This window comes from Phaeobacter italicus (genome assembly GCF_001258055.1).
In the GTDB taxonomy this organism is placed as follows: Bacteria; Pseudomonadota; Alphaproteobacteria; order Rhodobacterales; family Rhodobacteraceae; genus Phaeobacter; species Phaeobacter italicus.
This window is the reverse complement of record NZ_CVRM01000022.1, coordinates 183,691-208,372: the sequence shown is the minus strand read 5'-3', so window position 1 is coordinate 208,372 and position 24,682 is coordinate 183,691. Positions and strand designations below refer to the sequence as shown.

General features: G+C 59.1%; 32 protein-coding genes. 13 read left to right on the top strand and 19 right to left on the bottom strand.

Annotation, left to right across the window (positions count from 1 at the left end; genetic code table 11):
- The 6 genes from era to NIT7645_RS09660 form a co-directional block, all read right to left on the bottom strand.
- On the bottom strand, positions 1–906 hold the full coding sequence (gene era / locus NIT7645_RS09685; protein WP_008561278.1) for a GTPase Era: 906 nt from the start codon (positions 904–906) through the stop codon (positions 1–3).
- Positions 903–1,589 (bottom strand): ribonuclease III, encoded by a 687-nt coding sequence (gene rnc / locus NIT7645_RS09680; protein WP_037302647.1) that lies wholly within the window; start codon positions 1,587–1,589, stop codon positions 903–905. Before rnc ends, era begins: the two co-directional genes overlap by 4 nt.
- On the bottom strand, positions 1,586–2,422 hold the full coding sequence (gene lepB, locus NIT7645_RS09675) for a signal peptidase I (protein WP_008559749.1): 837 nt from the start codon (positions 2,420–2,422) through the stop codon (positions 1,586–1,588). Before lepB ends, rnc begins: the two co-directional genes overlap by 4 nt.
- Before the next feature lie 63 nt (positions 2,423–2,485).
- Entirely contained in the window at positions 2,486–2,917 is a 432-nt protein-coding gene (gene acpS / locus NIT7645_RS09670; protein ID WP_008563229.1) for a holo-ACP synthase, read from the bottom strand.
- 26 nt (positions 2,918–2,943) lie between these two features.
- Positions 2,944–3,429, bottom strand: coding sequence for a hypothetical protein (locus NIT7645_RS09665; RefSeq protein ID WP_050686881.1), 486 nt, complete (start codon positions 3,427–3,429; stop codon positions 2,944–2,946).
- A gap of 2 nt (positions 3,430–3,431) precedes the next feature.
- Complete coding sequence (locus tag NIT7645_RS09660) at positions 3,432–3,989, bottom strand: MarR family winged helix-turn-helix transcriptional regulator (protein ID WP_050686879.1); 558 nt, start codon at positions 3,987–3,989, stop codon at positions 3,432–3,434.
- Between the two features lie 90 nt (positions 3,990–4,079).
- Here NIT7645_RS09660 and NIT7645_RS09655 point away from each other — a divergent pair, with 90 nt between their 5' ends.
- Positions 4,080–4,817, top strand: a complete 738-nt coding sequence (locus tag NIT7645_RS09655) for a hypothetical protein (protein WP_050686878.1) — start codon at positions 4,080–4,082, stop codon at positions 4,815–4,817.
- Between the two features lie 78 nt (positions 4,818–4,895).
- On the opposite strand, the gene NIT7645_RS09650 is transcribed toward NIT7645_RS09655, so the two are convergent.
- The 5 genes from NIT7645_RS09650 to folK form a co-directional block, all read right to left on the bottom strand.
- A complete protein-coding gene (locus NIT7645_RS09650) occupies positions 4,896–5,657 on the bottom strand; it encodes a pyridoxine 5'-phosphate synthase (RefSeq protein WP_046211559.1) in 762 nt (253 codons plus the stop codon).
- Positions 5,658–5,747: 90 nt separating this feature from the next.
- The gene (locus NIT7645_RS09645) at positions 5,748–6,413 is read right to left on the bottom strand and encodes a DUF2062 domain-containing protein (RefSeq protein ID WP_046211560.1); all 666 of its coding nucleotides are present in this window, start codon (positions 6,411–6,413) and stop codon (positions 5,748–5,750) included.
- Between the two features lie 31 nt (positions 6,414–6,444).
- Positions 6,445–8,577, bottom strand: coding sequence for a RelA/SpoT family protein (locus NIT7645_RS09640; RefSeq protein WP_008559021.1), 2,133 nt, complete (start codon positions 8,575–8,577; stop codon positions 6,445–6,447).
- A gap of 41 nt (positions 8,578–8,618) precedes the next feature.
- On the bottom strand, positions 8,619–8,972 hold the full coding sequence (rpoZ, locus tag NIT7645_RS09635; protein ID WP_008558720.1) for a DNA-directed RNA polymerase subunit omega: 354 nt from the start codon (positions 8,970–8,972) through the stop codon (positions 8,619–8,621).
- Between the two features lie 92 nt (positions 8,973–9,064).
- Positions 9,065–9,634: a 2-amino-4-hydroxy-6-hydroxymethyldihydropteridine diphosphokinase gene (gene folK / locus NIT7645_RS09630; RefSeq protein WP_050686876.1), complete on the bottom strand. Its 570-nt coding sequence runs from the start codon at positions 9,632–9,634 to the stop codon at positions 9,065–9,067.
- A gap of 138 nt (positions 9,635–9,772) precedes the next feature.
- On the opposite strand from folK, the gene NIT7645_RS09625 reads away from it, so the two are divergent.
- The 7 genes from NIT7645_RS09625 (at position 9,773) to NIT7645_RS09595 (ending at position 14,384) form a co-directional block, all read left to right on the top strand.
- Positions 9,773–10,342, top strand: a complete 570-nt coding sequence (locus NIT7645_RS09625) for a LabA-like NYN domain-containing protein (RefSeq protein WP_008563198.1) — start codon at positions 9,773–9,775, stop codon at positions 10,340–10,342.
- 228 nt (positions 10,343–10,570) lie between these two features.
- On the top strand, positions 10,571–11,521 hold the full coding sequence (ispH, locus tag NIT7645_RS09620; RefSeq protein ID WP_008562680.1) for a 4-hydroxy-3-methylbut-2-enyl diphosphate reductase: 951 nt from the start codon (positions 10,571–10,573) through the stop codon (positions 11,519–11,521).
- Positions 11,522–11,641: 120 nt separating this feature from the next.
- Positions 11,642–12,259, top strand: a complete 618-nt coding sequence (locus tag NIT7645_RS09615; RefSeq protein ID WP_050686873.1) for a LysE family translocator — start codon at positions 11,642–11,644, stop codon at positions 12,257–12,259.
- Positions 12,256–12,708: a DUF3429 domain-containing protein gene (locus NIT7645_RS09610; RefSeq protein WP_050674082.1), complete on the top strand. Its 453-nt coding sequence runs from the start codon at positions 12,256–12,258 to the stop codon at positions 12,706–12,708. The genes NIT7645_RS09615 and NIT7645_RS09610 overlap by 4 nt, the downstream gene beginning before the upstream one ends.
- The gene (locus tag NIT7645_RS09605; protein ID WP_050686871.1) at positions 12,705–13,304 is read left to right on the top strand and encodes a class I SAM-dependent methyltransferase; all 600 of its coding nucleotides are present in this window, start codon (positions 12,705–12,707) and stop codon (positions 13,302–13,304) included. Before NIT7645_RS09610 ends, NIT7645_RS09605 begins: the two co-directional genes overlap by 4 nt.
- On the top strand, positions 13,297–13,764 hold the full coding sequence (gene rnhA, locus NIT7645_RS09600) for a ribonuclease HI (RefSeq protein WP_046211566.1): 468 nt from the start codon (positions 13,297–13,299) through the stop codon (positions 13,762–13,764). The genes NIT7645_RS09605 and rnhA overlap by 8 nt, the downstream gene beginning before the upstream one ends.
- Positions 13,761–14,384 carry a trimeric intracellular cation channel family protein gene (locus NIT7645_RS09595; RefSeq protein WP_046211567.1) on the top strand — a complete coding sequence of 208 codons (624 nt, stop codon included), beginning with the start codon at positions 13,761–13,763 and terminating at the stop codon, positions 14,382–14,384. The genes rnhA and NIT7645_RS09595 overlap by 4 nt, the downstream gene beginning before the upstream one ends.
- 12 nt (positions 14,385–14,396) lie before the next feature.
- On the opposite strand, the gene NIT7645_RS09590 is transcribed toward NIT7645_RS09595, so the two are convergent.
- The 5 genes from NIT7645_RS09590 to def (NIT7645_RS09570) all read right to left on the bottom strand — a co-directional run bounded on the left by NIT7645_RS09590 (position 14,397) and on the right by def (NIT7645_RS09570) (position 17,213).
- A complete protein-coding gene (locus NIT7645_RS09590) occupies positions 14,397–14,633 on the bottom strand; it encodes a hypothetical protein (RefSeq protein WP_008559687.1) in 237 nt (78 codons plus the stop codon).
- Between the two features lie 11 nt (positions 14,634–14,644).
- On the bottom strand, positions 14,645–15,550 hold the full coding sequence (gene fmt, locus NIT7645_RS09585) for a methionyl-tRNA formyltransferase (RefSeq protein ID WP_008562221.1): 906 nt from the start codon (positions 15,548–15,550) through the stop codon (positions 14,645–14,647).
- Positions 15,551–15,614: 64 nt separating this feature from the next.
- The gene (gene def, locus NIT7645_RS09580) at positions 15,615–16,112 is read right to left on the bottom strand and encodes a peptide deformylase (RefSeq protein WP_008562992.1); all 498 of its coding nucleotides are present in this window, start codon (positions 16,110–16,112) and stop codon (positions 15,615–15,617) included.
- Positions 16,109–16,618 (bottom strand): peptide deformylase, encoded by a 510-nt coding sequence (def, locus tag NIT7645_RS09575; protein WP_050686869.1) that lies wholly within the window; start codon positions 16,616–16,618, stop codon positions 16,109–16,111. The genes def (NIT7645_RS09580) and def (NIT7645_RS09575) overlap by 4 nt, the downstream gene beginning before the upstream one ends.
- A gap of 76 nt (positions 16,619–16,694) precedes the next feature.
- Positions 16,695–17,213 (bottom strand): peptide deformylase, encoded by a 519-nt coding sequence (gene def, locus NIT7645_RS09570; protein ID WP_050687097.1) that lies wholly within the window; start codon positions 17,211–17,213, stop codon positions 16,695–16,697.
- A 97-nt stretch (positions 17,214–17,310) separates the two neighbouring features.
- Here def (NIT7645_RS09570) and NIT7645_RS09565 point away from each other — a divergent pair, with 97 nt between their 5' ends.
- Entirely contained in the window at positions 17,311–18,483 is a 1,173-nt protein-coding gene (locus tag NIT7645_RS09565; RefSeq protein ID WP_050686867.1) for a MalY/PatB family protein, read from the top strand.
- Between the two features lie 110 nt (positions 18,484–18,593).
- On the opposite strand, the gene NIT7645_RS09560 is transcribed toward NIT7645_RS09565, so the two are convergent.
- The gene (locus NIT7645_RS09560) at positions 18,594–18,956 is read right to left on the bottom strand and encodes a hypothetical protein (RefSeq protein WP_008562835.1); all 363 of its coding nucleotides are present in this window, start codon (positions 18,954–18,956) and stop codon (positions 18,594–18,596) included.
- Between the two features lie 294 nt (positions 18,957–19,250).
- On the opposite strand from NIT7645_RS09560, the gene NIT7645_RS09555 reads away from it, so the two are divergent.
- From NIT7645_RS09555 to NIT7645_RS09540, 4 genes are all read left to right on the top strand, one after another.
- On the top strand, positions 19,251–20,225 hold the full coding sequence (locus NIT7645_RS09555) for a glutathione S-transferase family protein (protein WP_046211676.1): 975 nt from the start codon (positions 19,251–19,253) through the stop codon (positions 20,223–20,225).
- 343 nt (positions 20,226–20,568) lie between these two features.
- Complete coding sequence (locus tag NIT7645_RS09550; RefSeq protein WP_050686865.1) at positions 20,569–21,534, top strand: threonine-phosphate decarboxylase; 966 nt, start codon at positions 20,569–20,571, stop codon at positions 21,532–21,534.
- On the top strand, positions 21,531–22,442 hold the full coding sequence (gene cbiB, locus NIT7645_RS09545; protein ID WP_050686863.1) for an adenosylcobinamide-phosphate synthase CbiB: 912 nt from the start codon (positions 21,531–21,533) through the stop codon (positions 22,440–22,442). Before NIT7645_RS09550 ends, cbiB begins: the two co-directional genes overlap by 4 nt.
- 39 nt (positions 22,443–22,481) lie before the next feature.
- Complete coding sequence (locus tag NIT7645_RS09540) at positions 22,482–23,654, top strand: lytic murein transglycosylase (RefSeq protein WP_082204863.1); 1,173 nt, start codon at positions 22,482–22,484, stop codon at positions 23,652–23,654.
- Positions 23,655–23,700: 46 nt separating this feature from the next.
- Here NIT7645_RS09540 and NIT7645_RS09535 read toward each other — a convergent pair whose 3' ends face one another.
- Together NIT7645_RS09535 and NIT7645_RS09530 are read right to left on the bottom strand one after the other, a co-directional pair.
- Complete coding sequence (locus NIT7645_RS09535; protein WP_050686860.1) at positions 23,701–24,078, bottom strand: hypothetical protein; 378 nt, start codon at positions 24,076–24,078, stop codon at positions 23,701–23,703.
- Between the two features lie 78 nt (positions 24,079–24,156).
- Positions 24,157–24,624, bottom strand: coding sequence for a YbjN domain-containing protein (locus NIT7645_RS09530; protein WP_037302645.1), 468 nt, complete (start codon positions 24,622–24,624; stop codon positions 24,157–24,159).
- Positions 24,625–24,682 lie beyond the last annotated feature (58 nt).

Here is a 24,682-nt window from a genome sequence, read left to right as displayed (position 1 = left end):
TCAGTTCCCGTCCTTGAAATCAAGGCCCATCTCAGAATAGCGCTCCGCCTCTTCCAGCCAGTTCGGACGAACCTTGACCTGCAGGAACAGATGCACCTTGCGATCAAGGAACTCTTCCAGTTCGGCACGGGCGGCCTGGCTGACGGCCTTGATGGTTTCGCCGCGTTTGCCCAGCACAATCCCCTTGTGACCATCGCGCATCACATAGATCACCTGGTCGATCTTGGCAGACCCATCCTTGCGCTCTTCCCAGTGCTCGGTCTCAACAGTCAGCTGATAGGGCAGCTCTTGATGAAGCCGCAGCGTGAGCTTTTCTCTCGTCATTTCCGCAGCGATCATGCGCATTGGCAGATCCGCGATCTGGTCTTCAGGATAAAGCCACGGGCCTTCGGGCAACTCCTGAGCGAGCCACTGGCGCAACGCATCGACACCGTGACCGCGTTCAGCCGAAATCATGAAGGTCTCGGAGAAGTCGTAGCGTTCGTTGAGATCCTTGGTCAGCCCCAACAGAACCTCAGACTGCACGCGGTCAATCTTGTTGATGGCCAGCGCGATGCGGCGGCCTTCGCCGATGTCCTGCAGCCCCTCAAGGATACGCTCTACCCCTTCGGTGATCCCACGATGGGCTTCGACCATGAGAACCACGACATCCGCATCAGCCGCGCCCCCCCAGGCGGCCGCGACCATCGCGCGGTCCAGTCGGCGGCGCGGGCGGAAAAGACCAGGCGTGTCGACAAACACGATCTGGCTGTCGCCTTCCATTGCCACGCCACGAATACGGGCACGGGTTGTCTGCACCTTGTGTGTCACGATGGACACCTTGGCTCCGACCATACGATTGAGAAGGGTGGATTTGCCCGCGTTGGGCTCTCCGATCAGGGCAACAAAGCCTGCGCGTGTCGTCATTTGTCCTGCTCCAGTCGAGCCAAGAGAGATTTTGCAGCGGCCTGTTCGGCCTGCCGCTTGGATCCGGCAGTTGCGCGGCCCTCGGTGCCGTCCTGCAACTGTACGGAGATGGTGAATTCGGGCTGGTGATCCGGCCCCTTGCGTTCGACAAGAACATAGGTCGGCGGCTGTTCGCCCCGCGCCTGGGCAAATTCCTGCAACGTGGTTTTCGCATCGCGTGCATCTGCTTCGACACGACCAATGCGATCCCCCCAAAGCCGCAGGATCAATTCCTGTGCGGCGTCAAAGCCGCCGTCTTTATAGACCGCGGCGATCACCGCTTCCATTGCGTCACCCAACAGCGCCATTTTGCGGCGCCCCCCCGAGAGGGTTTCCGAGCGACCGAGTTTGAGCACGCTGCCCACATCGATCTGACGCGCCACATCCGCACAGGTTTCCTTGCGCACCAGCGCGTTGAAACGCGGTGCGAGCTGGCCTTCGCTGGCGTCCTTGTCGGTTTCCAAAAGCGCTGTCGCCATCACAAGGCCAAGCACCCGGTCACCCAAAAATTCCAGACGCTGGTTGTCCTTTCGGTTCGGAGACGACACCGATGCATGCGTCAAAGCCCGCACAAGAAGTGCGGGCTCCGTGAACTGGTAGCCAATCCGCGCCTCGAAGGCGTGCATATCCCTAGAGAGTTTCACTCGATCCCCTTGAAGAAACGATCCCCACGCCATGTCCAGAAGAACAGCATGGAGCGGCCCGCAGAGGAGAACATGATCCGATCTGCGCGACCAATGAGGTTTTCAAACGGGACAAAGCCAACCCCACCCGCCGATTGCGGCAAACGGCTGTCAGAGGAGTTGTCGCGGTTGTCCCCCATAAAGAAGTAGTGCCCATCCGGCACCTGATAGACGCCAGTGTGATCCATGCCCTGATTGCCGATGTTCAGCACAACATGCTGGCTGCCGCCGGGCAGGGTTTCGATCTGACGGGATTTCTTACATACGGCGCCTTCACCCACAGGAGCGTTTTCGCACAGCGGGTATGACCCGGCCGGACCTTGCGGTGCCATGATCTCTTCGAAGTCGCCAGCGTCCTGCAGCGCAACGGCGGCGCCGTTGATGTGCAGAACACCATTCTTGACCTGGATCTTGTCGCCCGGCATGCCCACCAGACGCTTGATAAAGTCGTTCTGGTTCACCGGATGCCGGAAGACCACCACATCACCGCGCTCAGGTTCGCTTGCCAGAATGCGGCTGTTGTCGCCATCCAGGAAACCGCAGATATCACTGCTGTCGATATCAACACCCAGACCTGGAAACTTCAGGCTGGGACAGGACGCCGAGGAATAGCCGTAGGCCATCTTGTTCACGAAAAGGAAATCACCAATCAGCAGCGTTTCCTTCATAGAGCCAGAGGGAATCCAGAAGGGCTGAAAAAACAGCGTGCGGAAGACACCCGCAATCAGCAGCGCATAGACAATCGTCTTTACGGTCTCAAGGATCGAACTTCCGACTGTAGCTTTGGCCGTCATCAGGCTCTCCGGTCTAACTGTGAACAAGGGTCCGGGGCTTCATGCGGGGCGGACCGGGGTAAGTCAAGCATCGCCCAGCGTCGCGGACGCCTGAATGGCAATGGGCCGCGCTTCTATCACCACAAAGGCCTGCGCCCAAGGGTGATCGTCCGTTAGAGTGACGTGAATGATGGCTTCATGCCCTTCCGGGGTCATCTGCCGCAAGCGATCAGCCGCCCATCCGGTGACCTGCATCACGGGCTGTCCGCTGCGCAGGTTCGACACTGCCATGTCCTTCCAGGCGATTCCCATGCGCAGCCCCGTGCCCAACGCCTTGGAACAGGCCTCCTTGGCGGCCCAGCGTTTGGCATATGTCCCCGCCACATCCATGCGTCTTTCGGCCTTTGCCTGCTCTACATCGGTGAACACCCGGTTGCGAAACCGATCACCGAAACGATCCAGCGTGCGTTGGATGCGGTCGATATTTGCAAGGTCAGTACCAATGCCAAGGATCATGCGTCGCCTCTGAGTTCACGGCCTGCTCATGGATCAACCAGCCGGGCCTCGATCGTGCCCTGCCCCTGATTGATCAACACCATCAAAAACGCCAGTCCGGCGCCGTCACCCTGCCAGATATTGACAGCTGTGCCCACAAGAAGCCCGTGCGCCGGATCGTATGTAGCTTCGGCCCCCTGCAGGTCGATCCCCCGAAACCCCTCACCGCCCGGCATGGAGAATACTGTGCAGATCTGTCCCGGCATGTCCGGGTCCGGCATCGCCACCATCAGATGAGAGGAACAGCAGGCAGGCTCTTCCGTATCCAGCCAGATAAACCGCACATTCCCATTGGCGTAGAGACGGATGCCGTCTTCAACGGGAAACCAGATGTTTTGCGCCCCAGCGATCGGGCTCTGATGGCAAGGCACCGATGCAGGCTGAACCGACTGCGCAAGAACCGCACCCGGCCAGAGCAATGCCGCCAGAACAGGTCTGCACCAGCGGGTAAAGCGGCTCGGACGAATTGGCATGATCACGTTTCCTTTGTGGTGCAATCGCCCGGCTCATGCTCTTGGCAGATCTGTGTTGTTTCTTCGTTTCGCAGAGGCACATCCATCAGCGCACAATGGGCGCCCGCCTCCGAGTTGCGGTGGAATCGACAACTGCGGCACAAACCAAAACTGCGCCCACCACGCGCAGCGATCATTCCCATGACCAGTTGACGAAGCGTGTTGCGAACGTCTTCGAGCAGGTGATCCGGCAGATCCACGCCTCCTCCTGCGTCGAGAGTCCGGGCCAGCGCCTCACCTTCAGCGGTCAGATCATAGCGCCGCGACCGACGGTCGGTGCCGGCTGGCCCTTCTTCAGCAAGACCCTTGGCAGCCAGCGACTTTAGCGTCTGTGAAACTGTTCCACGCGTTGCGGACAGATACTCAGCCACGGCAGAGGGCGTGCGGGAAAACCGATTGGCCCGCGCCAGATAGTCCAAGGCAGAGGCCTGTGCCGGGTTCAGGCCAACAGAACGGCGACCCGTGCCATGCAGGCGCGAGAGCCGATCAAGAAGGCTGGCGATGTCATGGGCAGGGGTCATGCAAGCTTGATAGCGAGTCAAAATCATCATTGCAATAATTTCGACTCGATACTACCAATATGGTATCGAGTCGAAATTAAGGAGATCGAGATGAGACCCTCAATCATTGCAGCCATCCTTGCAGCCGCAGCTGTCGGCACAATCGCGCAGGCTGATGGCAACCACAGCGAAGCGCACGCCGTTTTACCCTCTGACGCAAAGGACGGCATTCCAGCCGACACCGACATCCGCATGGTGCATGTTCACCGGCGCGGTGCGCAGGTTACGTTTTCAATGGAAACCGGCGGTACAGCCGGGACCACGATCCCCGCTGAAACCGGGGCTTTGGCGGGGGCTGGCGTACAGGCCTATGTCTGGCCGCTCTCTCTCGATCCCTCGGCTGTGGGGTTTGAAACCGGTAGCGGCACACTGGCACTTGTGGCCACGGCGCACCCCGACTTTGACGACACGCCCCTATTTGACGAAAACGGTGACGGTGATCTGGGCAATGATGGGGCGGGCTGGCACAGCCATTGGGTGGTCCTGTCGCCAAACGATGGCTGCGGAGAAGGGATGCTGTCGGTAAAAGACATTCCCGAAGGCGCAACGCCTGAGCTGCCTGCCACCTGGCCGGGGCTTCCGCTCTATATCGACAGCCCAGGCTTTTCGCCGGTCCTGAATGGCAAGGAGGTCAGCCTGACTGTGCCGCTTCGGCCTGAGCCTCTGGCCTTTGACGGGGTGACAGCTGGACTGAAGGTCAATGCCAACATCCACGCGCCATTGCTGTGCGTAACGGATGTCTTTGACATTGCATCGGGCGACCTAAGCCTTCCCGGCAAACTGGACTGACACGACACGGGCGTTCATGAGATCCAAGTCCGGGGCCTTCCCATGTGGCGGCCCCGGATCAGTTGTGACTGCGGTTGATCAACCGCGGGCGTCGTCCATCAGGCGGCGCATCTCGGCAATTGCCGGGGTCAGCCCCCTGAAAATGGCCTCGCCTATCAGGAAATGACCGATGTTCAGCTCGCGCACCTCAGGGAAGGCTGCGATCGGCTGGACCGTTTCATAGGTCAGACCGTGACCTGCATGCACCTCCAACCCCAGGGAATGGGCAAAGCTGGACATCTCACGAAGGGCCGCCAGTTCTGCGTCGCGCTTGGCGAAGTCACCTTCGGCATGGGCATCACAATAGGCCCCGGTATGCAGTTCGATCACCTCCGCCCCGATCCGATGAGCCGCCTCGATCTGGCGCTGATCGGCTGCGATGAAAATCGACACCCGGCACCCCGCATCACGCAGGGGCGCGATGAAATGAGCCAGTTTGTTTTCGTCCCGCGCCACTTCCAGCCCGCCTTCGGTGGTACGCTCTTCGCGTTTTTCGGGAACGATGCAAACCGCATGCGGCTTGTGGCGCAGGGCGATTTTCTGCATTTCCTCGGTTGCCGCCATCTCAAAATTGAGCGGGACATTCAACGCCTCCATCAGGGCGTCGATATCGGTGTCGGTGATGTGGCGGCGGTCTTCTCGCAGATGGGCAGTGATGCCATCAGCTCCGGCCTCTTCCGCCAGTTTTGCAGCCCTCACCGGATCGGGCGTCTGGCCACCGCGTGCATTGCGCACGGTTGCCACGTGATCGATGTTCACACCCAGCCGCAGCGTGGTGTCCTGCAGGGAAGTCTGTGCCATTGGATTGCAAGCCCTCAATCAGAATTAGATGCTGAGACACTAGGCGCCCCGGTGGCAAGAGCAACCCCGGATCACCGAATAATCGGCCAATCAGGCAGAGCCTGCCCCGTCAGTGTCGTTTGCCGCATCCAGCGCGGCGCGTTTCTTGATGATCTCGAATTTGGCTTTGATCTTGGCGCGACGCCGCTGCTGATAGGCGCGGATCAGGGGCACCGACAGAACGTAGCAAACTGTGGCGCAGATGATGCCGGGAATCACGCCCCCTACGAGATAGGGATAGAAAACCTCGTGGTAGAACAGGGTCAGCCCCTGCCAATCCGCCGGGCGGTCAAAAACCAGCGCAACCAGATTGTCGAACAGATCCTCACCCGCGGCAAGAAACTTGCCCACTAGGGATTTATCGACCTCGGAATCAAATTCCGTTCCGAGGATCCAGTGGCCGGTCTGCAAAGAGGCCACACCAATAGGCACATAGGTCAGCGGGTTGCCAAAGAATGTTCCACTGAGCGCTGCGAGGATGTTGCCGTTCATCAGCCGGGCGATGATCGCGGCCACGACAAAGTGCATCCCATAGAACGGGGTAAAGGTCGTAAACACGCCAGCCCAGACCCCACGCGCAATACGTTCCGGCGAATCCGGCAGGCGACGCACACGATGTTTGACGTAATGAAACGCCCGCCCCCAGCCACCACGCGGCCAGAGGAAATCCGCAACCGCACGCAGCGGCGGACGTCTATCACGGCGCCTGAATACCAAAGGTTCGCGTCCTTCCAATCGCTCTGAACGGCTACCCTAGTTTGGGGCGGCTTTCGGGCACGTCACGGAAACGCGCCACGGCAGCTACATCGCTCTCGGCTTCCAACATCAACATCAGCGAATGCAGCTGTTCCACATCCCGCAACTCGACATTGATCATGAGCCGGTAAAAGTCTGGTTTCCGATCCACAAATTCAAGGTCCGAGATATTGGCCTTTTTCTCGCCGATCAATGTGCAAATGCGTCCCAGCACACCTGCGTCATTGCCGATGGTCAGTTCAAGCGTCACCCCATAAACGGCTGGGTGTGTCCCACTGTGCCAGTGCAGATCGACCCAGCGTTCGGGCTGATCTTCGACTTCGCTCAATGCGTTACAATCCGCTGTATGAACAACCACACCGCGGCCCCTATAGGTGATGCCGATGATCCGCTCTCCCGGCAGCGGCTGACAGCACTGGGCGCGTTCAAAGCTCTGCCCTGGCTCCAGACCAATCACAGCGCGACGCGGAGAGACCTCTTCGCTGTCATCAGCAGTCAGTTCTGGATAGACGGCCTGCACGACGTCATGGGCGGTCAGAACCGCGGCCCCAAGCCGCGCCAACAGCTCATCAACCGAACTCACACGCAACGCACGCGCCGCTGTTTCCAGCGCCTTATCCGTGGCCTTGCGGCCGACATGTTCGAACGCGGAGCGCGCCAACTCGTGGCCCAGCTTGACGAACCGCGCCCGGTCCGCCTCACGCAGGGCGCGGCGGATGGCCGTCCGCGCCTTACCTGTGGTTGCGATATCCAGCCAGCTCACCTGCGGTGTTTGCCCTTCTGCGATGATGATATCGACAGACTGACCATTGCGCAGCCGCGTCCATAGCGGCACGCGAATCCCGTCAACCTTGGCCCCGACACAGGCGTGGCCAATGCGGGTATGGATGGCATAGGCGTAGTCGATCGGGGTCGCGCCTTTGGGCAGCTTGATAACGTCCCCCTTGGGGGTGAAGCAGAAAACCTGGTCCGAATACATCTCCAGCTTGACCGCTTCGAGGAACTCGTCGTGATCTTCCTCTGCGTCAAACTGTTCGGACAGCGAGGCAATCCACTTGGCCGGATCAACCGCAAACGGATTTTCAGAACGGATCCCGTCGCGATAGGACCAATGGGCTGCCACACCGGTTTCCGCAACATCATGCATCTGGCGGGTTCTGATCTGCACCTCAACCCGTTTGCCGTCGCGGCCGGAAACGGTTGTGTGGATGGACCGATAACCGTTGGATTTCGGCTGGCTGATATAGTCTTTGAACCGCCCCGGCACCGCCCGCCAACGTTGGTGGATCGCACCTAGCGCACGGTAGCAATCTTCTTCGCTGGCCGTGATGATCCGGAAGCCATAGATGTCGGACAGCCGCGAGAAACCCTGATCCTTTTCCTGCATCTTGCGCCAGATGGAATAAGGTTTCTTGGCTCTGCCAAACACCTCGGCCTCAATGCCGGCCTTCTCCAACTCGGTCCGCATGTCCCCGGTGATGCGATGGATGACATCTCCAGTCTCACGTTGCAGGGTCACAAACCGGCGGATAATCGATTGCCGACCTTCCGGGTTCAGGACGCGGAACGCCAGATCTTCCAGCTCTTCGCGCATCCACTGCATGCCCATGCGACCGGCGAGCGGCGCGTATATGTCCATCGTCTCACGGGCCTTTTGGGCCTGTTTGTCAGGACGCATCGCCTTGATCGTGCGCATATTGTGGAGACGGTCAGCGAGCTTGACCAAAATAACTCGCAGGTCTTTGGACATGGCCATGAACAACTTGCGAAAGTTCTCGGCCTGCTTGGTTTCGCGACTGCTTAGCTGAAGGTTGGTCAGTTTGGTGACACCATCAACCAACATCGCCACCTCGCCGCCAAAGCGGGACGCGATTTCGTCATAGGACGCTTTTGTGTCTTCGATGGTGTCGTGAAGAAGAGCGGTGATGATAGTCGCATCATCCAAGCGCTGTTCTGTCAGGATGGCGGCCACAGCGACGGGATGGGTGAAGTAAGGTTCGCCAGAATGGCGGAACTGGCCTTCATGCATCTGTTCACCGAAGTCATAGGCATCGGCGATCCTGTCCGCATTGGTCTTTGGATTGTAGTTGCGGACCAGAGCAATCAGGTCTTCTGGTGATATCATTTCCGGTCCGCAGCCTTCATTCAGTTATGTCGAGCGTTATCTCAGCCCTGGCCCTGGGCCTCCATGAGCGCGCGCAGCAGTTTTTCTTCCGACATGTCGTCTGCTGCCGGCTTGTCGTTGTCAGCACCCATCAGGAGAGCCATGGAATCTTCTTCCGGCTCGTCAACTTCGATCTGGGACTGGTTGCTCTCGATCAGGCGCTCGCGCAGGGAGTCGGCGCTCTGAGTTTCTTCGGCGATTTCGCGCAGGGACACGACAGGGTTCTTGTCGTTGTCACGATCAACGGTCAGCGCAGCGCCAGCCGAGATCTCGCGTGCACGGTGCGCGGCGAGCATTACCAGCTCAAACCGGTTGGGAACCTTGTCTACGCAGTCTTCAACCGTCACACGGGCCATGGGCGACTCTCCAAATCAAAATGGGTCCAGAAGGGAGACTTCTAAAACCAAAGCTTTCTCTTGACAAGCGCCGAATAGGACGCATTGCCGGTTCAAATCGGGGAAATCTCGGACAAATCCGTTTTTGGCAGCGCATCGCGCATCTGACGAACGGTCCGGTCAAGAATCGGATGGCGCCAATCAGGGGCGATATCCGCAAGTGGAACCAGCACAAAGCCACGGTCCTGCATCCTTGGATGTGGCAGGAGCATCTGCCCCGGCGCATCCCGCATCTGCTGCTCCAACGGCAGATCCTTCCACCGCTCAAAGGTCGCTTGATCCGGGTGGATCAGGTTCCCATAAGCCAGCAGATCAAGATCAAGGGTGCGCATCCCCCAACGCTGGGTCCGGCGACGGGCATAATCCGCCTCGATCTCGTGCAGGCGTTCTAACAGGGTGCCCGGGTCCAGATCCGTCTCCACCGCGATGGCGGCATTTACATAGTCAGGACCGGCCCCCGCGGGGAAGCAAGGCGTCTGATAAAACCGCGACACGGCCAAAAGCCGCGTGCGTGATTCGCACAACTGCGCAATCGCACCTATAAGAGAGTGCACCACTGACTGTTCGCCAATAGGCAGGTTTCCCCCCAAGGCAACCAGTGCTTTTGACCGAATTTCGGTCATTTTTCACCCCGTTTCTTAATCCCGGTCCACTTGCGGCAAATGTCAAATAACCTACATTAAGTCCACCCGTTTCGACACATTTCAGCATTCACTCACGGACTTCACTGTTGAAACGGATATGCCAGAAGGACACTGTTGATGTTTTACAAGGACGAACGGCTCGCGCTGTTCATCGATGGATCAAACCTATATGCCGCCGCAAAGGCGCTTGGCTTTGACATCGATTACAAATTGCTCCGGCAGGAATTCATGCGCCGGGGGAAATTGCTGCGGGCGTTTTATTATACTGCTCTGCTGGAAAACGATGAGTACTCCCCAATCCGCCCCCTGGTGGATTGGCTGCACTACAATGGCTTTACCATGGTCACCAAACCGGCCAAGGAATACACCGACAGCATGGGCCGTCGCAAAGTGAAGGGCAACATGGACATCGAACTGACAGTCGATGCCATGGAACTTGCACCGCGTGTCGACCACATCGTGCTGTTCTCCGGTGATGGTGATTTCCGCCCACTGGTCGAAAGCCTGCAGCGTCAGGGCGTGCGCGTTTCGGTTGTATCGACCATCCGCAGCCAGCCCCCCATGATTTCGGATGAGCTGCGCCGCCAGGCCGACAACTTCATCGAACTGGAAGAGCTGAAGGACGTGATTGGCCGTCCTCCGCGCGAACAGGGTGAACCGCGCCCCGTGTCTGCTGCCAACGGCTGACACAAGGCAGGCGCGCCATTATGCGCGATCTGACTTCGGACCAAGACCCGTAGCACGATGGGATATCGCGCTGCGGGTCTTTGTTGTTCCGATCCTCGCGCCACCAGGCCAACGCCCGCCATGAACCAACCGCCTGTGACGGCTTGGTCTGAAACCTACGTGCAACCCTGTCACGGGTCTGGACCTTGACCACAGAAAGCCCTAGCTCTGAGCGGCAAGGAGACCGTGATGACCAAGCCAGCCCTCACCCTTTATCTCGCCGCCCCACGCGGCTTTTGCGCCGGTGTCGACCGCGCCATCAAGATCGTTGAAATGGCGATCGAAAAATGGGGCGCACCTGTCTTTGTCCGCCACGAGATCGTCCACAACAAATATGTGGTCGATGGCCTGCGGGCCAAAGGCGCCGTCTTTGTGGAAGAACTGGATGAGTGCCCCGATGACCGGCCGGTGATCTTTTCCGCGCACGGCGTCCCTAAATCCGTCCCGGCAGAGGCGGATCGCCGTCAGATGGTTTATGTCGATGCCACCTGCCCGCTGGTTTCAAAAGTACACATCGAGGCGCAGCGCCACGCAGAAAACGGTCTGCAGATGATCATGATCGGCCACAAGGGCCACCCGGAAACCATCGGCACAATGGGGCAACTGCCGGATGGCGAGGTGCTTCTGGTCGAGACGCCGGATGATGTCGCGACTGTAGACGTCCGCGATCCCGACAACCTTGCCTATGTCACCCAGACAACGCTGTCCGTTGATGACACCAAGGACATCGTCGCAGCCTTGCAGACCCGCTTTCCCAACATTGTTGGCCCTCACAAAGAAGACATCTGCTATGCCACGACGAACCGTCAGGAAGCCGTGAAGGAAGTAGCCCCCAAGGCGGATGCCCTGCTCGTGGTGGGCGCCCCCAATTCGTCGAACTCCAAGCGTCTTGTCGAGGTCGGCGCAAAAGCGGGCTGCCAGTATGCACAGTTGGTGCAACGGGCGGAGAATATCGACTGGCGCGCATTGGAAGGGATCTCTTCGGTCGCCATCACCGCCGGGGCGTCCGCGCCGGAACTGCTCGTGAACGAGGTCATCGACGCGTTCCGCGAACGCTATGATGTTACCGTCGAACTTGTTGAGACCGCGATTGAGCGGGTGGAGTTCAAAGTCCCCCGCGTTCTACGCACACCAGCCTGAACCGCCCAACCATCAAGACCCGCAGCCACATTCCCCGTCTGCGGGTTTTGTTTATCTTGCAACTGACTGGCAGCCCACTACCCTTGCCCTCGTTAGGCAGGGCAAAAAGGATTTGGTCATTTGATTTCAGTGCAGTTTCTCCTGACGGCATTTGTCGTTGTTCTCGCGCCCGGCACCGGGGTTTTGTACACGATTGCGCTTGGCCTTGGTCAGGGACGGCGCGCCGCGATATGGGCGGCCTTGGGTTGTACAGCAGGGATCGTCCCGCATTTGGCTGCAGCCACATTGGGACTGGCCGCAGTTCTGCATACGTCCGCCGTTCTGTTTCAGGCGGTCAAAATCGCAGGTGTCCTGTATCTGTTGTACCTTGCCTGGCAGATGCTGAGATCTGATGGGGCGCTCTCCCTCTCTGCTGAGAGGCGCGCCCAGGACGGGGGCATCAAAATCGCCAAACGCGGGGCGCTCATCAATGTCTTGAACCCCAAACTCTCTGTGTTCTTCCTGGCGTTGCTGCCGCCCTTTCTGTCAGGTGCGCCGGATGCGGCAACGCAAGAAATGGTCCTGCTTGGGGGCATATTCATGGCTATGACGTTTGCTGTTTTTGTCCTCTACGGGTTGTTTGCGGCCCAGGCGCGTCGCATGATTTTAGGGTCGGACACAGTGATAAAATGGCTCAACCGGAGCTTTGCTGCGCTCTTTGGCGCGCTTGCTGCCCGCCTTGCAATGGAGCGCGCATGACCAAGATCCCCCCTGCCCCGCTTGTCTTGGGTCTGGCCGGCCTCATCCCCTTTGTCTGGGGCGCATTGACCACCCATATGCCAAACCTTCAGGCCTGGGGCGCCACGCACCTGGGCCCCCGCTTTGTCGGCCCTTATATTCAGCTTTTTTATGGCTCTGTGATCCTCAGTTTCATGTCCGGGGTTCTGTGGGGGTTCGCCACCAAAACCTCCGGCCTGCGGGCGACAATGGGCTATGCGCTTTCGGTGATCCCTGCCTTGTGGGCGTTTTTCATGACGGGCGGCGGGCCAACAAGCGCAGGGATCAACCTGATCTATGGGTTTGCCGGCCTTCTGCTGCTGGACTATGCCTTTCACATGTGGGGCCTGACCCCCGGCTGGTGGATGCGTCTGCGCCTGCTGCTGACGGCGATTGTGATTTCCTGCCTCGCGATCGGCGTCTACCTATGAGCGGCCCAGATCCAAAAACGCTCCAGATCTACAACACCCGCGCAGCCGACTACGCCGCGCAGAATACCGATCACTTGCGAAAAGATCCCAGGTTGGCGGCGTTCATCTCTGCATGTCGCGAAAACGGCCATGTCCTGGACTTGGGCTGTGGTCCTGGCACATCAAGCGCTGTCATGGCATCGGCCGGGTTACGGCCGCTTGCGATGGACCCCTCAGAAAAAATGCTCGCCCTCGCCAAGGACCACGCAGGCGTCGAAACGCGGCAAGGCAGCTTTGACGACATATCGGGCACAGATCTGTTCGATGGTGTTTGGGCCAATTTCAGCCTGCTGCATGCCCCCCGGCTGGATTTCCCGCGCCACTTGCGCGCCATTCGGCAGGCATTGCGAGCAGGTGGGCCCTTTTACATTGCGCTGAAGCTCGGTAAGGGCGAAGCCCGAGACGCCATCGGGCGGCTTTACACCTATTACGAGGAAGATGAATTGACGGATCTGCTGCGCGCTGCGGGCTTTGCCCCGACCAACAGCACCACAGGCGAAAGCACCGGGCTGGACGGCTCTGTCGCCCGCTGGATTTCGGTGGCCTGCCATGGCTGAGCTGTTTGCCTACACGGACGGTGCCTGTTCCGGCAACCCCGGCCCCGGTGGTTGGGGCGCCCTGCTGCGCGCGATGGATGGCGACACCGTGATCAAGGAAAAAGAGCTGAAGGGCGGCGAAGCAGAGACGACCAACAACCGCATGGAGTTGCTGGCAGCCATCCATGCGCTGGAAAGCCTCGCCCGTCCCTCGACCATCACGGTTGTCACCGATTCCGCGTATGTGAAGAACGGCGTGACCGGTTGGATCCACGGCTGGAAGCGCAACGGATGGAAAACAGCCTCCAAGAAACCCGTCAAGAATGTCGAGCTGTGGCAGCGCCTGGATGAGGCGCAGCGACGCCACACCGTGACATGGGAGTGGGTCAAGGGTCACGCGGGTCACCCCGAAAACGAACGCGCGGATGAACTGGCCCGCGCTGGCATGGCTCCGTTCAAGCAGGGCAAAGCAAAAGCATGACGATCCTCACCCTTTTGGATTACGCATCCGTTCTGGTCTTTGCCGCCTCCGGGGCGCTGGTCGCGAGCCGGGCGCAGCTGGATATTGTCGGCTTTGCCTTTGTGGCCTGCCTCACGGCGGTAGGCGGCGGCACGGTGCGCGATCTGCTGCTGGATCGTCACCCGGTGTTCTGGATTGGGGATTCCAACAACATCCTGCTGGCCGCCGGTGCGGCTGTGGTGGTGTTCTTTACAGCACACCTGGTCGAGAGCCGCTTGCGTTGGGTTGTCTGGCTGGACAGCTTTGCGCTCGCGGTCGCGGTTTCAGCCGGGACAGGTGCCGCTATCCTGACCGGACAGACGCCGGTGATCGTGGTTCTGATGGGAATGGCCACAGGCACCCTTGGCGGGCTGATGCGGGATGTGGTCTGCAACGAGGTTCCGCTCGTGCTCAAGCAGGGTGAGCTGTACATCACCTGCGCCATGGTCGGCGCGATCACGGCGGTTGTTGCGGTTTCCCTCGGGATGCCCACACGCTGGGCGCTGGTCGCCTGCGCTGTAGTGTGCTGGGTACTGCGCGCAGGCTCTATTGCCTTTGGCTGGCACCTGCCGGTCTATCGCGCCCGGCCGCCCCGCAGCTGAGCAACCACAACACTACCTGCGCCAGTGAAACGGCACGATAATCAGCGCCCCGATGGAAGCCGCGATGGCATTCCATCCGGGCGCACGAAACCCGACGCCAAACATGATCGCCACAAAGTGGAACAGAAACGCGCCACCGACACAGATGATGATGGATGATAGGTAACCATTGCGGGTGAAGCCGGATTTTTCGGCCAGATAGCCAACGATGCCTGCGATCACGACGCTGCCAAACAAGGCCAAGAACATACTCGCTCCTTTCAGAGTTGGGTCCCCGCGCCAACAGGAAAGCCGTTGAGGAAGACTTCCCTGTCCTGTGCACCCTTACCCGCCCGTTGAAGGCGCAGCAGCTCAACTGCTCCGTCACCACAGGCCACCCGCAGACTGTCGTCCAGAACAACCCCGGCAGGGCCTGTGCCCTCTGTCAAACGAGAGGCCAGCAGCTTGACCCGCTGGCCATCGATTTCACACCAAGCCCCCGGGAACGGCGACAAGCCACGGATCTGGCGGTCTACTTCGGCTGCAGGACGGGTCCAATCGACACGGGCTTCGGCCTTGTCGATCTTATGGGCATAGGTCACGCCCTCCTCCGGCTGCACATCGGCGGTCAGTTCCGGCAAGCGCCGCAGAGCCTGCACAATTAACGCCGCGCCCATGTCGGACAGACGGTCATGCAGCTGGGCGGTTGTTTCTTCTGATCCAATCGCGGTGGCCTCTCGCATCAGGACAGGGCCAGTATCCAGCCCCGCTTCCATCTGCATGATGCAAACGCCTGTTTCCGCATCGCCCGCCATGATGGCCCTGTGGATGGGCGCCGCACCGCGCCAACGCGGCAACAGGCTTGCATGGATGTTCAGACAGCCGTGATGTGGTGCATCCAACACCGCCTGCGGCAGGATCAACCCATAGGCAACCACCACCGCGACATCCGCCCCCAAAGCCGCGAACTCCGCCTGTTGGTCTGCGCCTTTCAGGCTGACCGGGTGGCGCACCTCAAGGCCCAGTTCCGTCGCGCGGGCATGCACAGGAGTTGGCCTGTCCTTTTTGCCGCGACCAGCCGGACGTGGGGGCTGGCAGTAAACAGCCGCGATTTCGTGGCCGTCCGCCACCAATGCGTCGAGAACCGGAACCGAGAAATCGGGCGTCCCCATAAATACAATGCGCATGTCCTGCCCTTTCCCTTCTGGCTGACTCGCTTGGATCCTGAGGGTGTTCCCCCGAAGCCAACCATCAACCGGTCAGTTTTTTCGCCTTGCGAAGCAACATGTCCCGCTTCACCTTTGACAGGTTGTCAAAGTACATCTTGCCGTTCAGGTGGTCGATCTGGTGCTGAACGCTGGTCGCCTCGATCCCGACGAAATCCCGCTCAACCGTCTCTCCGTTCTCATCCATATAGCGGACTGTGACGGCGCGGGGGCGTTTGATTTTTGCCGACACGCCGGGGAGATTGGGGCTCGCTTCGTCATGTTCCCGCAGCGCAACCGATGCATGAAGAATTTCGGGGTTTGCCATACGCACCGCGCGACCGCGCTCGCTAGAGCCGTCCACAACAGCCAGCCGCTGAAGAACGCCGATTTGATTGGCGGCCAGACCCACCCCCGGCATGGCCTCCATTGTGTCGATCATATCCTGCCAGAGAGCACGGACGTCGTCGGTGATTTCACTGACCTCTACAGCGCGGCTGCGCAGATGTTTGTCGGGCCACGGCAGGCAGGTGCGCACGGTCATCGGGGTGTCTCCACGTAGGAATTATATGTTTTCTCTGCCTCTGCCCGAGCCACTGCTGACACTCGGTCAAAGGTAACGATACCATCAAGGTGATCGTATTCATGCTGAATGCAAATTGCGTCAAAACCGTCGAAACGGCGGCAATGGCGCACGCCCTGCAGGTCGCTCCATTCCAGATCGACCCACTCTGATCTCTCGACCGTCAGGCTGACACCCGGGATCGACAAGCAACCTTCGGGCCCGGAAACATGCTGATCGGAACGATCCTTGATCTCGGGGTTGATACAGACCAGCGGCGCGCGTGTGCCATCCTTCCAGGTCGTGTCCATCACAAACACGCGCTGCAAGACACCAACCTGCGGGGCTGCAAGCCCGCGGCCTGGCGCCCCATACATGGTGTCCAGCATATCCTGGGCCAGATCGGCGACGTCAGTGATTGCGATCACCGGGCTGGCAGGCGTCGACAAGACAGGGTCGGGCCAGGCAACAATGGGGCGAACTGCCATCGGTCTTGGTCCTTCCCTTGTGGTTTTCAGCAGGCTGTCCGAACGGCACGCACAGGGGCAAACCCGGCCCCACGCATCAACCGCGCGCGCGCTCCCGCTTCAGCTTTTGCATCTTGCGGGTAATCATCTGGCGCTTCAGCGGCTTCAGGTAATCGATGAACAACTTGCCATCGAGATGGTCGATTTCATGCTGAACACAGGTCGCCCACAGCCCGTCAAAGGTTTCACGCTCGGCATTTCCATCGCGGTTCATCCACTCGACCTCAACGACCTTCGGGCGGGTGACTTCTGCGTATTGATCCGGAATGGACAGGCAACCTTCCTCGTAGACGTTGGTCTCATCAGAGGCCGAAACGATCTTTGGGTTGAACATGACCAGCGGGCGCGGGGTCTCTTCGTCTTCTTTGGCGCAATCGAGAACGATCAGCCGGTCCAGCACACCGATCTGCGGCGCAGCCAGGCCGACACCGGGGGCCGCGTACATGGTTTCCAGCATATCATCCGCCAGAGTGCGCATCGCATCAGTCAGATCTGGCACCTCTGCGCAGACCTTTTTCAGGCGGGGATCGGGATGGATTAGAATTGGACGTTTCATGCCGTTGATGTAGGCCATTGCCGCCCGCCCTGCAACGCCCCCCTTGCGCACAGCGCTGATGGCGTTAGCTTCGGCCCTGACAAACGGAGTTTTGAGCATGGATTTTGACAAGATCATCGACCGCCGCGGCACCCATTGCGCCAAATGGGACATGATGAGCGACCTCTACAATGTGCCGGGCGACGACGGTCTGGCCATGTGGGTCGCTGATATGGATTTCGCGGTTCCAGACGTTGTGACCAACAAGATGCGGGAGATGGCAGATCATGGTGTCTATGGCTACGTCAACTGCGACGCCCCCTATAAAGACGCCATTCGCTGGTGGATGAAAAACCGCCATGGCTGGGATGTCGAGGCAGATGCCATCTTTACGACGACCGGGCTCGTCAACGGTGTGGGCATGTGTCTGGATACCTTCACCCAACCCGGTGAAGGCATCGTTTTGTTCACCCCTGTCTACCACGCCTTTGCCAAAGTCATCCGCAATGCGGGCCGCGAAGTGGTGGAATGCCAGCTGGTCCAGAATGACGGCCGCTATGAAATGGACTTCGAAGCATATGACGCGCAGATGACCGGATCCGAAAAGATGGTCATCCTCTGCTCACCGCACAATCCGGGTGGCCGTGTCTGGACCCAGGAAGAGCTGCGCGCCGTTGCGGATTTTGCCAAACGGCACGATCTGATGTTGCTGTCGGATGAGATCCATCACGATCTGGTCTATGGGGATGCCAAGCATATTCAGATGCAGAATGCTGCCCCTGACATCACCGACCGTCTGCTGATGCTGACGGCGCCATCCAAGACATTCAATTTTGCAGGGATGCACACCGGTCAGGTCATCATCCCGGATCCGGACCTGCGTGCACAGTTTTCACGTCGGATGATGGCGCTGGCGCTGTCTCCCAACTCGCCCGGCCAATGGGCAACGGCCTGCGCCTATTCTCCCGAAGGCGCCGCATGGGTCGACGAGCTGGTGGCCTATCTCGACGGCAACCGGCAGATGTTTGATGCAGCGGTCAATTCCATTCCTGGCCTGCGGTCGACCGAACTACAGGCGACATATCTGGCATGGGTCGATTTCTCCGGCACCGGCATGAGCCGGGAAGAGTTTACAGCGCGGGTTGAACAGGGGGCAAAGATCGCCGCCAACCACGGGACCACCTTTGGAACCGGCGGAGAAAACTTCTTGCGCTTCAACCTGGGAACCCAGCGCTCGCGCATCGAAGAAGCCTGCAATCGCCTGCGCGAAGCGTTTTCGGACCTGCAGTGATCCGACCATCAGGACACTGAACACACATGAAAAACGGGGGCGCCAGAGATGGCTGCCCCCGTTTCTAATCTCGTAGATCCGGCGTGGTACGGATCACTGGCACTGCCGCATCACAGGCGGCTGTCATCCTGCGCAAGAAGCGCAACCGGCGCATCAGGTGCACGGTAGAAATCAAGCGGTGCGCTCTCCGCAGCCGGGGTCGCCCGTTTGAATTCATAGCACATCTCATCGCCTTCCAGATCAGAGGCTACGATCAGGCACTGCGACAGGTGGCGCGCGCCATCGTACAGATCAACCAGCCCCCGCAGTTGTGGTGCTGTTTCTGCCTCAACAGAGAAGCCATCCTTCCACATGCGCAAAACCGGAAAGATCTGATCCTCAACAGAGACCCGTAGACGGCTTTTGCTCTTCAGGCCCTGCATCCGGGCGGCATCAAGGGCGTCCTGTACAGCTTTTGGCACATATGTCGTCATCTGAATGACCCTTCTCTGTGATCCCACGCGCTAAGAACTGGTCACACTCTTGTGACCGCCCCAGCGGGCGGGTGGGCGTTTTGCCCGGCTGATTAAAGGATGACTCGCAAATGACTAAAATCAAGTGAAGTTTTTGAGTCATTTCCGTGAGTTGCGATCGCAGACCCCCAAGATGTCGTCTGGCGCACACTCTTTCCTCCCCTTGTGCATGGATGCAGAGAAACTGCGCGCTGACGGCAGTGGGCGCCCATCGTTTGCGGGCCTAAGTTGTGGCCAGATGAAAAGGAGAACAGCATGGGCCTTCTGATTGACGGCATCTGGCACGACCAGTGGTATGACACCAAATCAACCGGTGGCGCATTCAAACGCTCGGCTGCGCAATTTCGCAACTGGATCACCGTTGACGGGCGGGCTGGCCCAACAGGGCGCGCTGGTTTCGCTGCCGAGAGTGGACGCTATCACCTCTATGTATCTCTCGCCTGCCCGTGGGCGCACCGCACCTTGATCTTTCGGCAGCTGAAAGACCTGTCCGACCATATCAGCATCTCGGTCGTGCACCCCGACATGCTCGACAAAGGGTGGACCTTTGCCAAGGACGAGCATGGCGCCACCGGTGACACCCTGTTTGGCAGTGGATTTGCCCATGAAATCTATACCCGGGCCGACCCAAAGTATTCAGGGCGCGTGACTGTTCCAATTCTTTGGGACAAAAAGGAAAACACCATCGTCTCTAACGAAAGCGCCGACATCATCCGGATGTTCAACAGTGCATTTGATGACATCACTGGCAACACCGACGATTACTGGCCAGAAGAGCTGCGGGAGCCGATCGAAGCGGTGAACAGCCGTATCTATTCGACCCTCAACAATGGCGTCTACAAATGCGGCTTTGCCACATCGCAAGAAGCCTATGACGCCGCGATTGATCCGCTTTTTGAGACACTGGACTGGCTCGAAGATATCCTGTCGGAACATCGATTCCTGCTGGGAGAGCAGCTGACAGAGGCCGACTGGCGCCTGTTCACGACCCTGCTTCGGTTTGATCCGGTGTATCACCTGCATTTCAAATGTAACCGGAAACGGATCATCGATTATCCGAACCTCTGGGCCTACACGCGGGCGCTGTTTCAACACCCTGGCGTTGCAAAGACAGTCGGGATGGATCACATCGTGCGCCACTACCACTACAGCCACGACACCATTAATCCGCACCGGATCATTCCGACCAACCCACAGATTGACTGGTTGGCCCCACACGGCCGAGACTGACAGCAAGTGGTTCATGGATTTCTGAGGGGACGCTCCGGGCGCCCCCTCAGGGATTAAATCAGCGCAAATCTAGTGGATTGTTGCGAGGAGTTTTCTGCAAAGCCTGCCCGTGATTCGCGGCACCAGCGCACGAAAAGTCGCCATTGGCGGCTTCTGCGGCGATTTGCGACAAACACCGACCGTCAATCTGCCGCAAGTCTGTTGCAGACCGTTGTTCGATCACCGTTTTTGGGGAATTGCGGTGCACAATCACCTATGTTTGCATCCCAAACACAGCTACTCCATACGGTGATCGCGGCGGGCTTTGGCACGACCGCTGATCTTGTTTTCTCATGCAAGGCTCATGATGACTGGCATCCTGGACAATTCGGCCCCTCAAAAACGCGACCACGGCGGCAATCTGAGCGCCGCCATGACGGAATTCGGGGGCAGACCGGAAGACTGGATTGACCTCTCAACCGGCATCAACCCAGACCCCTACCCTGTCACGGGCCTCACTGCCTCTGACTGGACCGCACTGCCAGACGAGCAAGCACGGCTCGATCTCATACAGGCGGCGCGGACATTTTGGGATGTCCCGGCAGGTGCTGATATTGTGCCTGCTCCCGGAGCCTCTGCGCTGATTGCAGCGATCCCCGCCCTGGCAGAGGCACGCTGGGTCGAAATCACCACGCCAACATACAACGAACACGCAGCAGCCTTTGTGAACCACGGCTGGACAACCGTCGCCCATGGTCCGGCAGAGGCCCGCGTGATCGTGCACCCCAACAACCCCGATGGTCGTCTATGGTCCGCCGAAGACGTTCAGGCCCCGCTTGTCGTCATTGACGAGAGTTTCTGCGACGTCTGTCCCCAAAACAGTCTGATTCATCTGGCTGAGCGGCCAGGCACCCTTGTCCTCAAGAGCTTTGGCAAGTTCTGGGGGCTCGCCGGGATGCGGCTGGGTTTTGCAATCGGTGATCCCGAGCTGATCCAGCAATTGGGCAACCTGCAAGGGCCGTGGGCTGTGTCTGGACCTGCGCTGCGGGTTGGCACACGTGCGCTGCGCGACGTGGATTGGGCAATCACCACCCGCGCGCAACTGGCAAAAGGGGCCGAACGGCTGGATGCCTTGATGCATGCCAAGAACGCCACGCTGGTCGGGGGCACGGATCTGTTCCGTCTTTACGAAGTGGATGACGCTGCTGCCTGGCAGCAGCGGCTCGCAAAGGCCCATATCTGGAGCCGAATTTTCCCATATTCCTCGACCTATCTTCGTCTTGGCCTGCCCCCTGCCGACGGATGGGAGCGCCTGGAGGCTGCGCTATGACCACCGCGGCCCTTCTTGTTCCTGCGCTGGCGTTGGATGCGCTGTTTGGTGAACCAAAGTGGCTATGGTCGCGCCTGCCGCATCCGGCGGTGCTGATGGGGCGCGTCATCAAACAACTGGACGATCAGCTGAACCATGGCCACCACCGAAAGGCAAAAGGCATCGCAGCCATGGTCGGGCTTGTGCTTTTTGCCGGCTGGTTGGGGTGGGCTTTGTCCCTTGCGGGTCCAATTGTAGAAATTCTGGTCGCGGCCATCCTGCTGGCACAGCGCTCGCTGTGTGAACATGTGGAGGCTGTGGCAGACGGGCTGCGCCGCGATCTCGCGGAAGGACGGACTGCGGTTTCGATGATTGTCAGTCGCGACACCGGCAAGATGACTGGCCCGCAGGTTTCTCGCTCTGCCATCGAGAGTGCCGCCGAAAATTTCTCTGACGGGATCATCGCTCCGGCTTTCTGGTTCCTGATCGGCGGCCTGCCTGGCCTGCTGATCTACAAATTCACCAATACCGCGGACAGCATGATCGGCTACAAGACACCGCGTCACCGCCATTTCGGTTGGGCGGCTGCGCGATTTGACGATCTTCTCAATCTGATTCCGGCGCGTCTTTCAGCTGTGTTGATCGCGATCGTCGGTGGACAGCTGCGCAACTGGGGCGACATTGCCGCAGATGCCCGTCAACACCGCTCACCCAATGCCGGCTGGCCAGAGGCTGCGATGGCACGCGCCATCCACGTCGCGCTCGCCGGGCCCCGGTCTTATGACGGGCGGATGCAGTCCTTTCCATGGGTCAATCCGGATGGAGCCAAGAGCAGTGACGCCCATAGCATAAAGCGGGCCGTGCGCACGCTTTGGCTTGCTTGGGGGCTTGGGCTTATCCTTACGGTTGCCATTGCCGTGCTGTTCTAGCTAACAAAGGGAAGTTCCACGAAAAAGGACGGTTTTCCCGTGTTGCGTTCCAGCCTATTTGCTTTGATTACCCTTGCCCTTCCTGTGACAGCCCATGCCCAATGCGGCGGCGGCTTTTCCAATTTCGTCAGCTCTCTCAAAGAGGAGGCGATGACTGGCGGGTATGACCGGGCAACAGTGAACCGCTTTTTCAAGGGCGTGCGTCAGGATCCTGCCGTACTTAAGGCTGATCGGGCACAGGGTGTTTTCCAAAAACCATTCGTTGAGTTCTCGCAGCGCTTGATATCCCAGGGGCGGTTGGATCGTGGACGGGCGATGTCCAAGAAATACGACGCCATCTTCCGCCGGATCGAGACAACCTACGGCATTGATCGCGGCGTGCTCTTGGCATTCTGGGCGTTTGAGACCGACTATGGCGCGGTCCAGGGCAACTTCAACACGCTGAATGCACTTGTCACCCTCGCGCATGACTGTCGCCGCCCAGAGCTGTTCCGCCCGCAGGTGTTCGCGGCTTTGGAGCTTTACAGCAACGGGGATTTCGACCCGCAAAAGACGACCGGAGCCTGGGCGGGTGAAATCGGCATGGTTCAGATGCTGCCGCGCGACATTCTCGAAAACGGGGTTGATGCCGATGGCGATGGCCACGTGCGGCTGAAAACCTCTGCTCCGGATGCCCTGATGTCGGGTGCCAAGATGCTGTCGCACCTCGGATGGCGGCCAAACGAGCCCTGGCTGCAGGAGGTCAAAATCCCGACGGATCTGGATCTCAGCCAGACGGGGGCCTACCGCAAGAAAAGCGTTGCCCAATGGCAGAAACTTGGGGTGGCACCGCGCGATGGGCGGCTCGCCAACCCAAACATGAAGGCCGCCTTGCTACTGCCGCAGGGACACAAGGGGCCTGCCTTTCTCGCCTATCCGAACTTTGACGTCTACTTCGAGTGGAACCAGAGCTTTACCTACGTTCTGACAGCCGCCTATTTTGGCACCCGCTTGTCCGGTGCAGATCGTTATGACGCGGGCAATCCGGATAAAGGTTTGTCCGGTAACCAGATGAAACAGCTGCAAGCAAAATTGCAGGCCCGTGGTCACGATGTTGGTGAAATCGACGGCATACTCGGGGCGCGCACCCGACAGGCCGTGCAGCAGGAACAGAAACGATTGGGCCTGCCAGCTGACGCCTGGCCAACCCCGGCCCTGCTGTCGCGTCTTTGAAAATCCGGCTCTAACTTGCGGGTTAGAGCCTGTTCAAATCGCCGCGCTAACCTGACTGGCGCACCGGGAAACGTTGCCCATCTTCCGTGATCAGAATGGTGCGGTTGCGATTTTTCACATAGAGATCGCAGCGGGTCGCCCCCGAAACAAATGACACACAAACACTGCCGTCCGTGGCGATGTGGTAGCTGCCCCAAGCAGTGCCGCCCCCATTGGCGGGGGAATATGTGTAGGAATAGGCCCCATCCGACCCGAATATGGCCTCGCCATCGTCGTAGAACACAAACGACTGCCCTGGCAAACTCGCGAGTGTTTCCGCATCATATGGCGTGTCCCCTGCCCTGAGGGCCCATGTGGGTGCTGATGCCTCTTGCGCGACGGCAGGCAAGGAAAGAAACAAAGCTGGCAGCAACAGGAATTTCATGCTGCCAGCCTATCAGACTTGTTCACAGATCGCCGTCACGTTTCAGTGACGCTTGCGGTCAGGTCAGAGAGACGCGGCTCACCAGTCGATCAAGGTCTCGAAATCCTGCACGATGCGGGACCAGATACCCAGCGTCTCGGCAAAGTCATCCGGATCCATGCCGTCGTTTCCAAGGTAGATGTCAAACTCGATCCGGGCAGAGCCCTCCTCAGAGATATAGGCACGACCAAACCGGTTTTCGGTGTTCCATTCGTTCACTTTTGAAAGACGAACGCCACCATCGGTCTGGTATCCAGAGAAGAACTGGATCGCGTCGCAGTTCGTGTTGTCTGTGCAGCCGTAGAAATAGATGGAAAAGTCATTGCCATAGTAGTCGACCTTGATCTTGGGGTCGCCCACATCATCCGTGGTGACTTCGAAGGCCACCCCTTCTTCGTCAAAAAAGTTGGCAATGCTGGTCGCATTTTTCGCGACGATGTTCTGCGCTTGGGCAAAGCCGGGCAATGCGAACAATGCTGCGGCGGTCACTAGAGAAAGATACTTCATGTGAATTCCTGTGGTTGATGCTGCGACCCTAGGACATGGGTCGCAGCAGAACAACCGA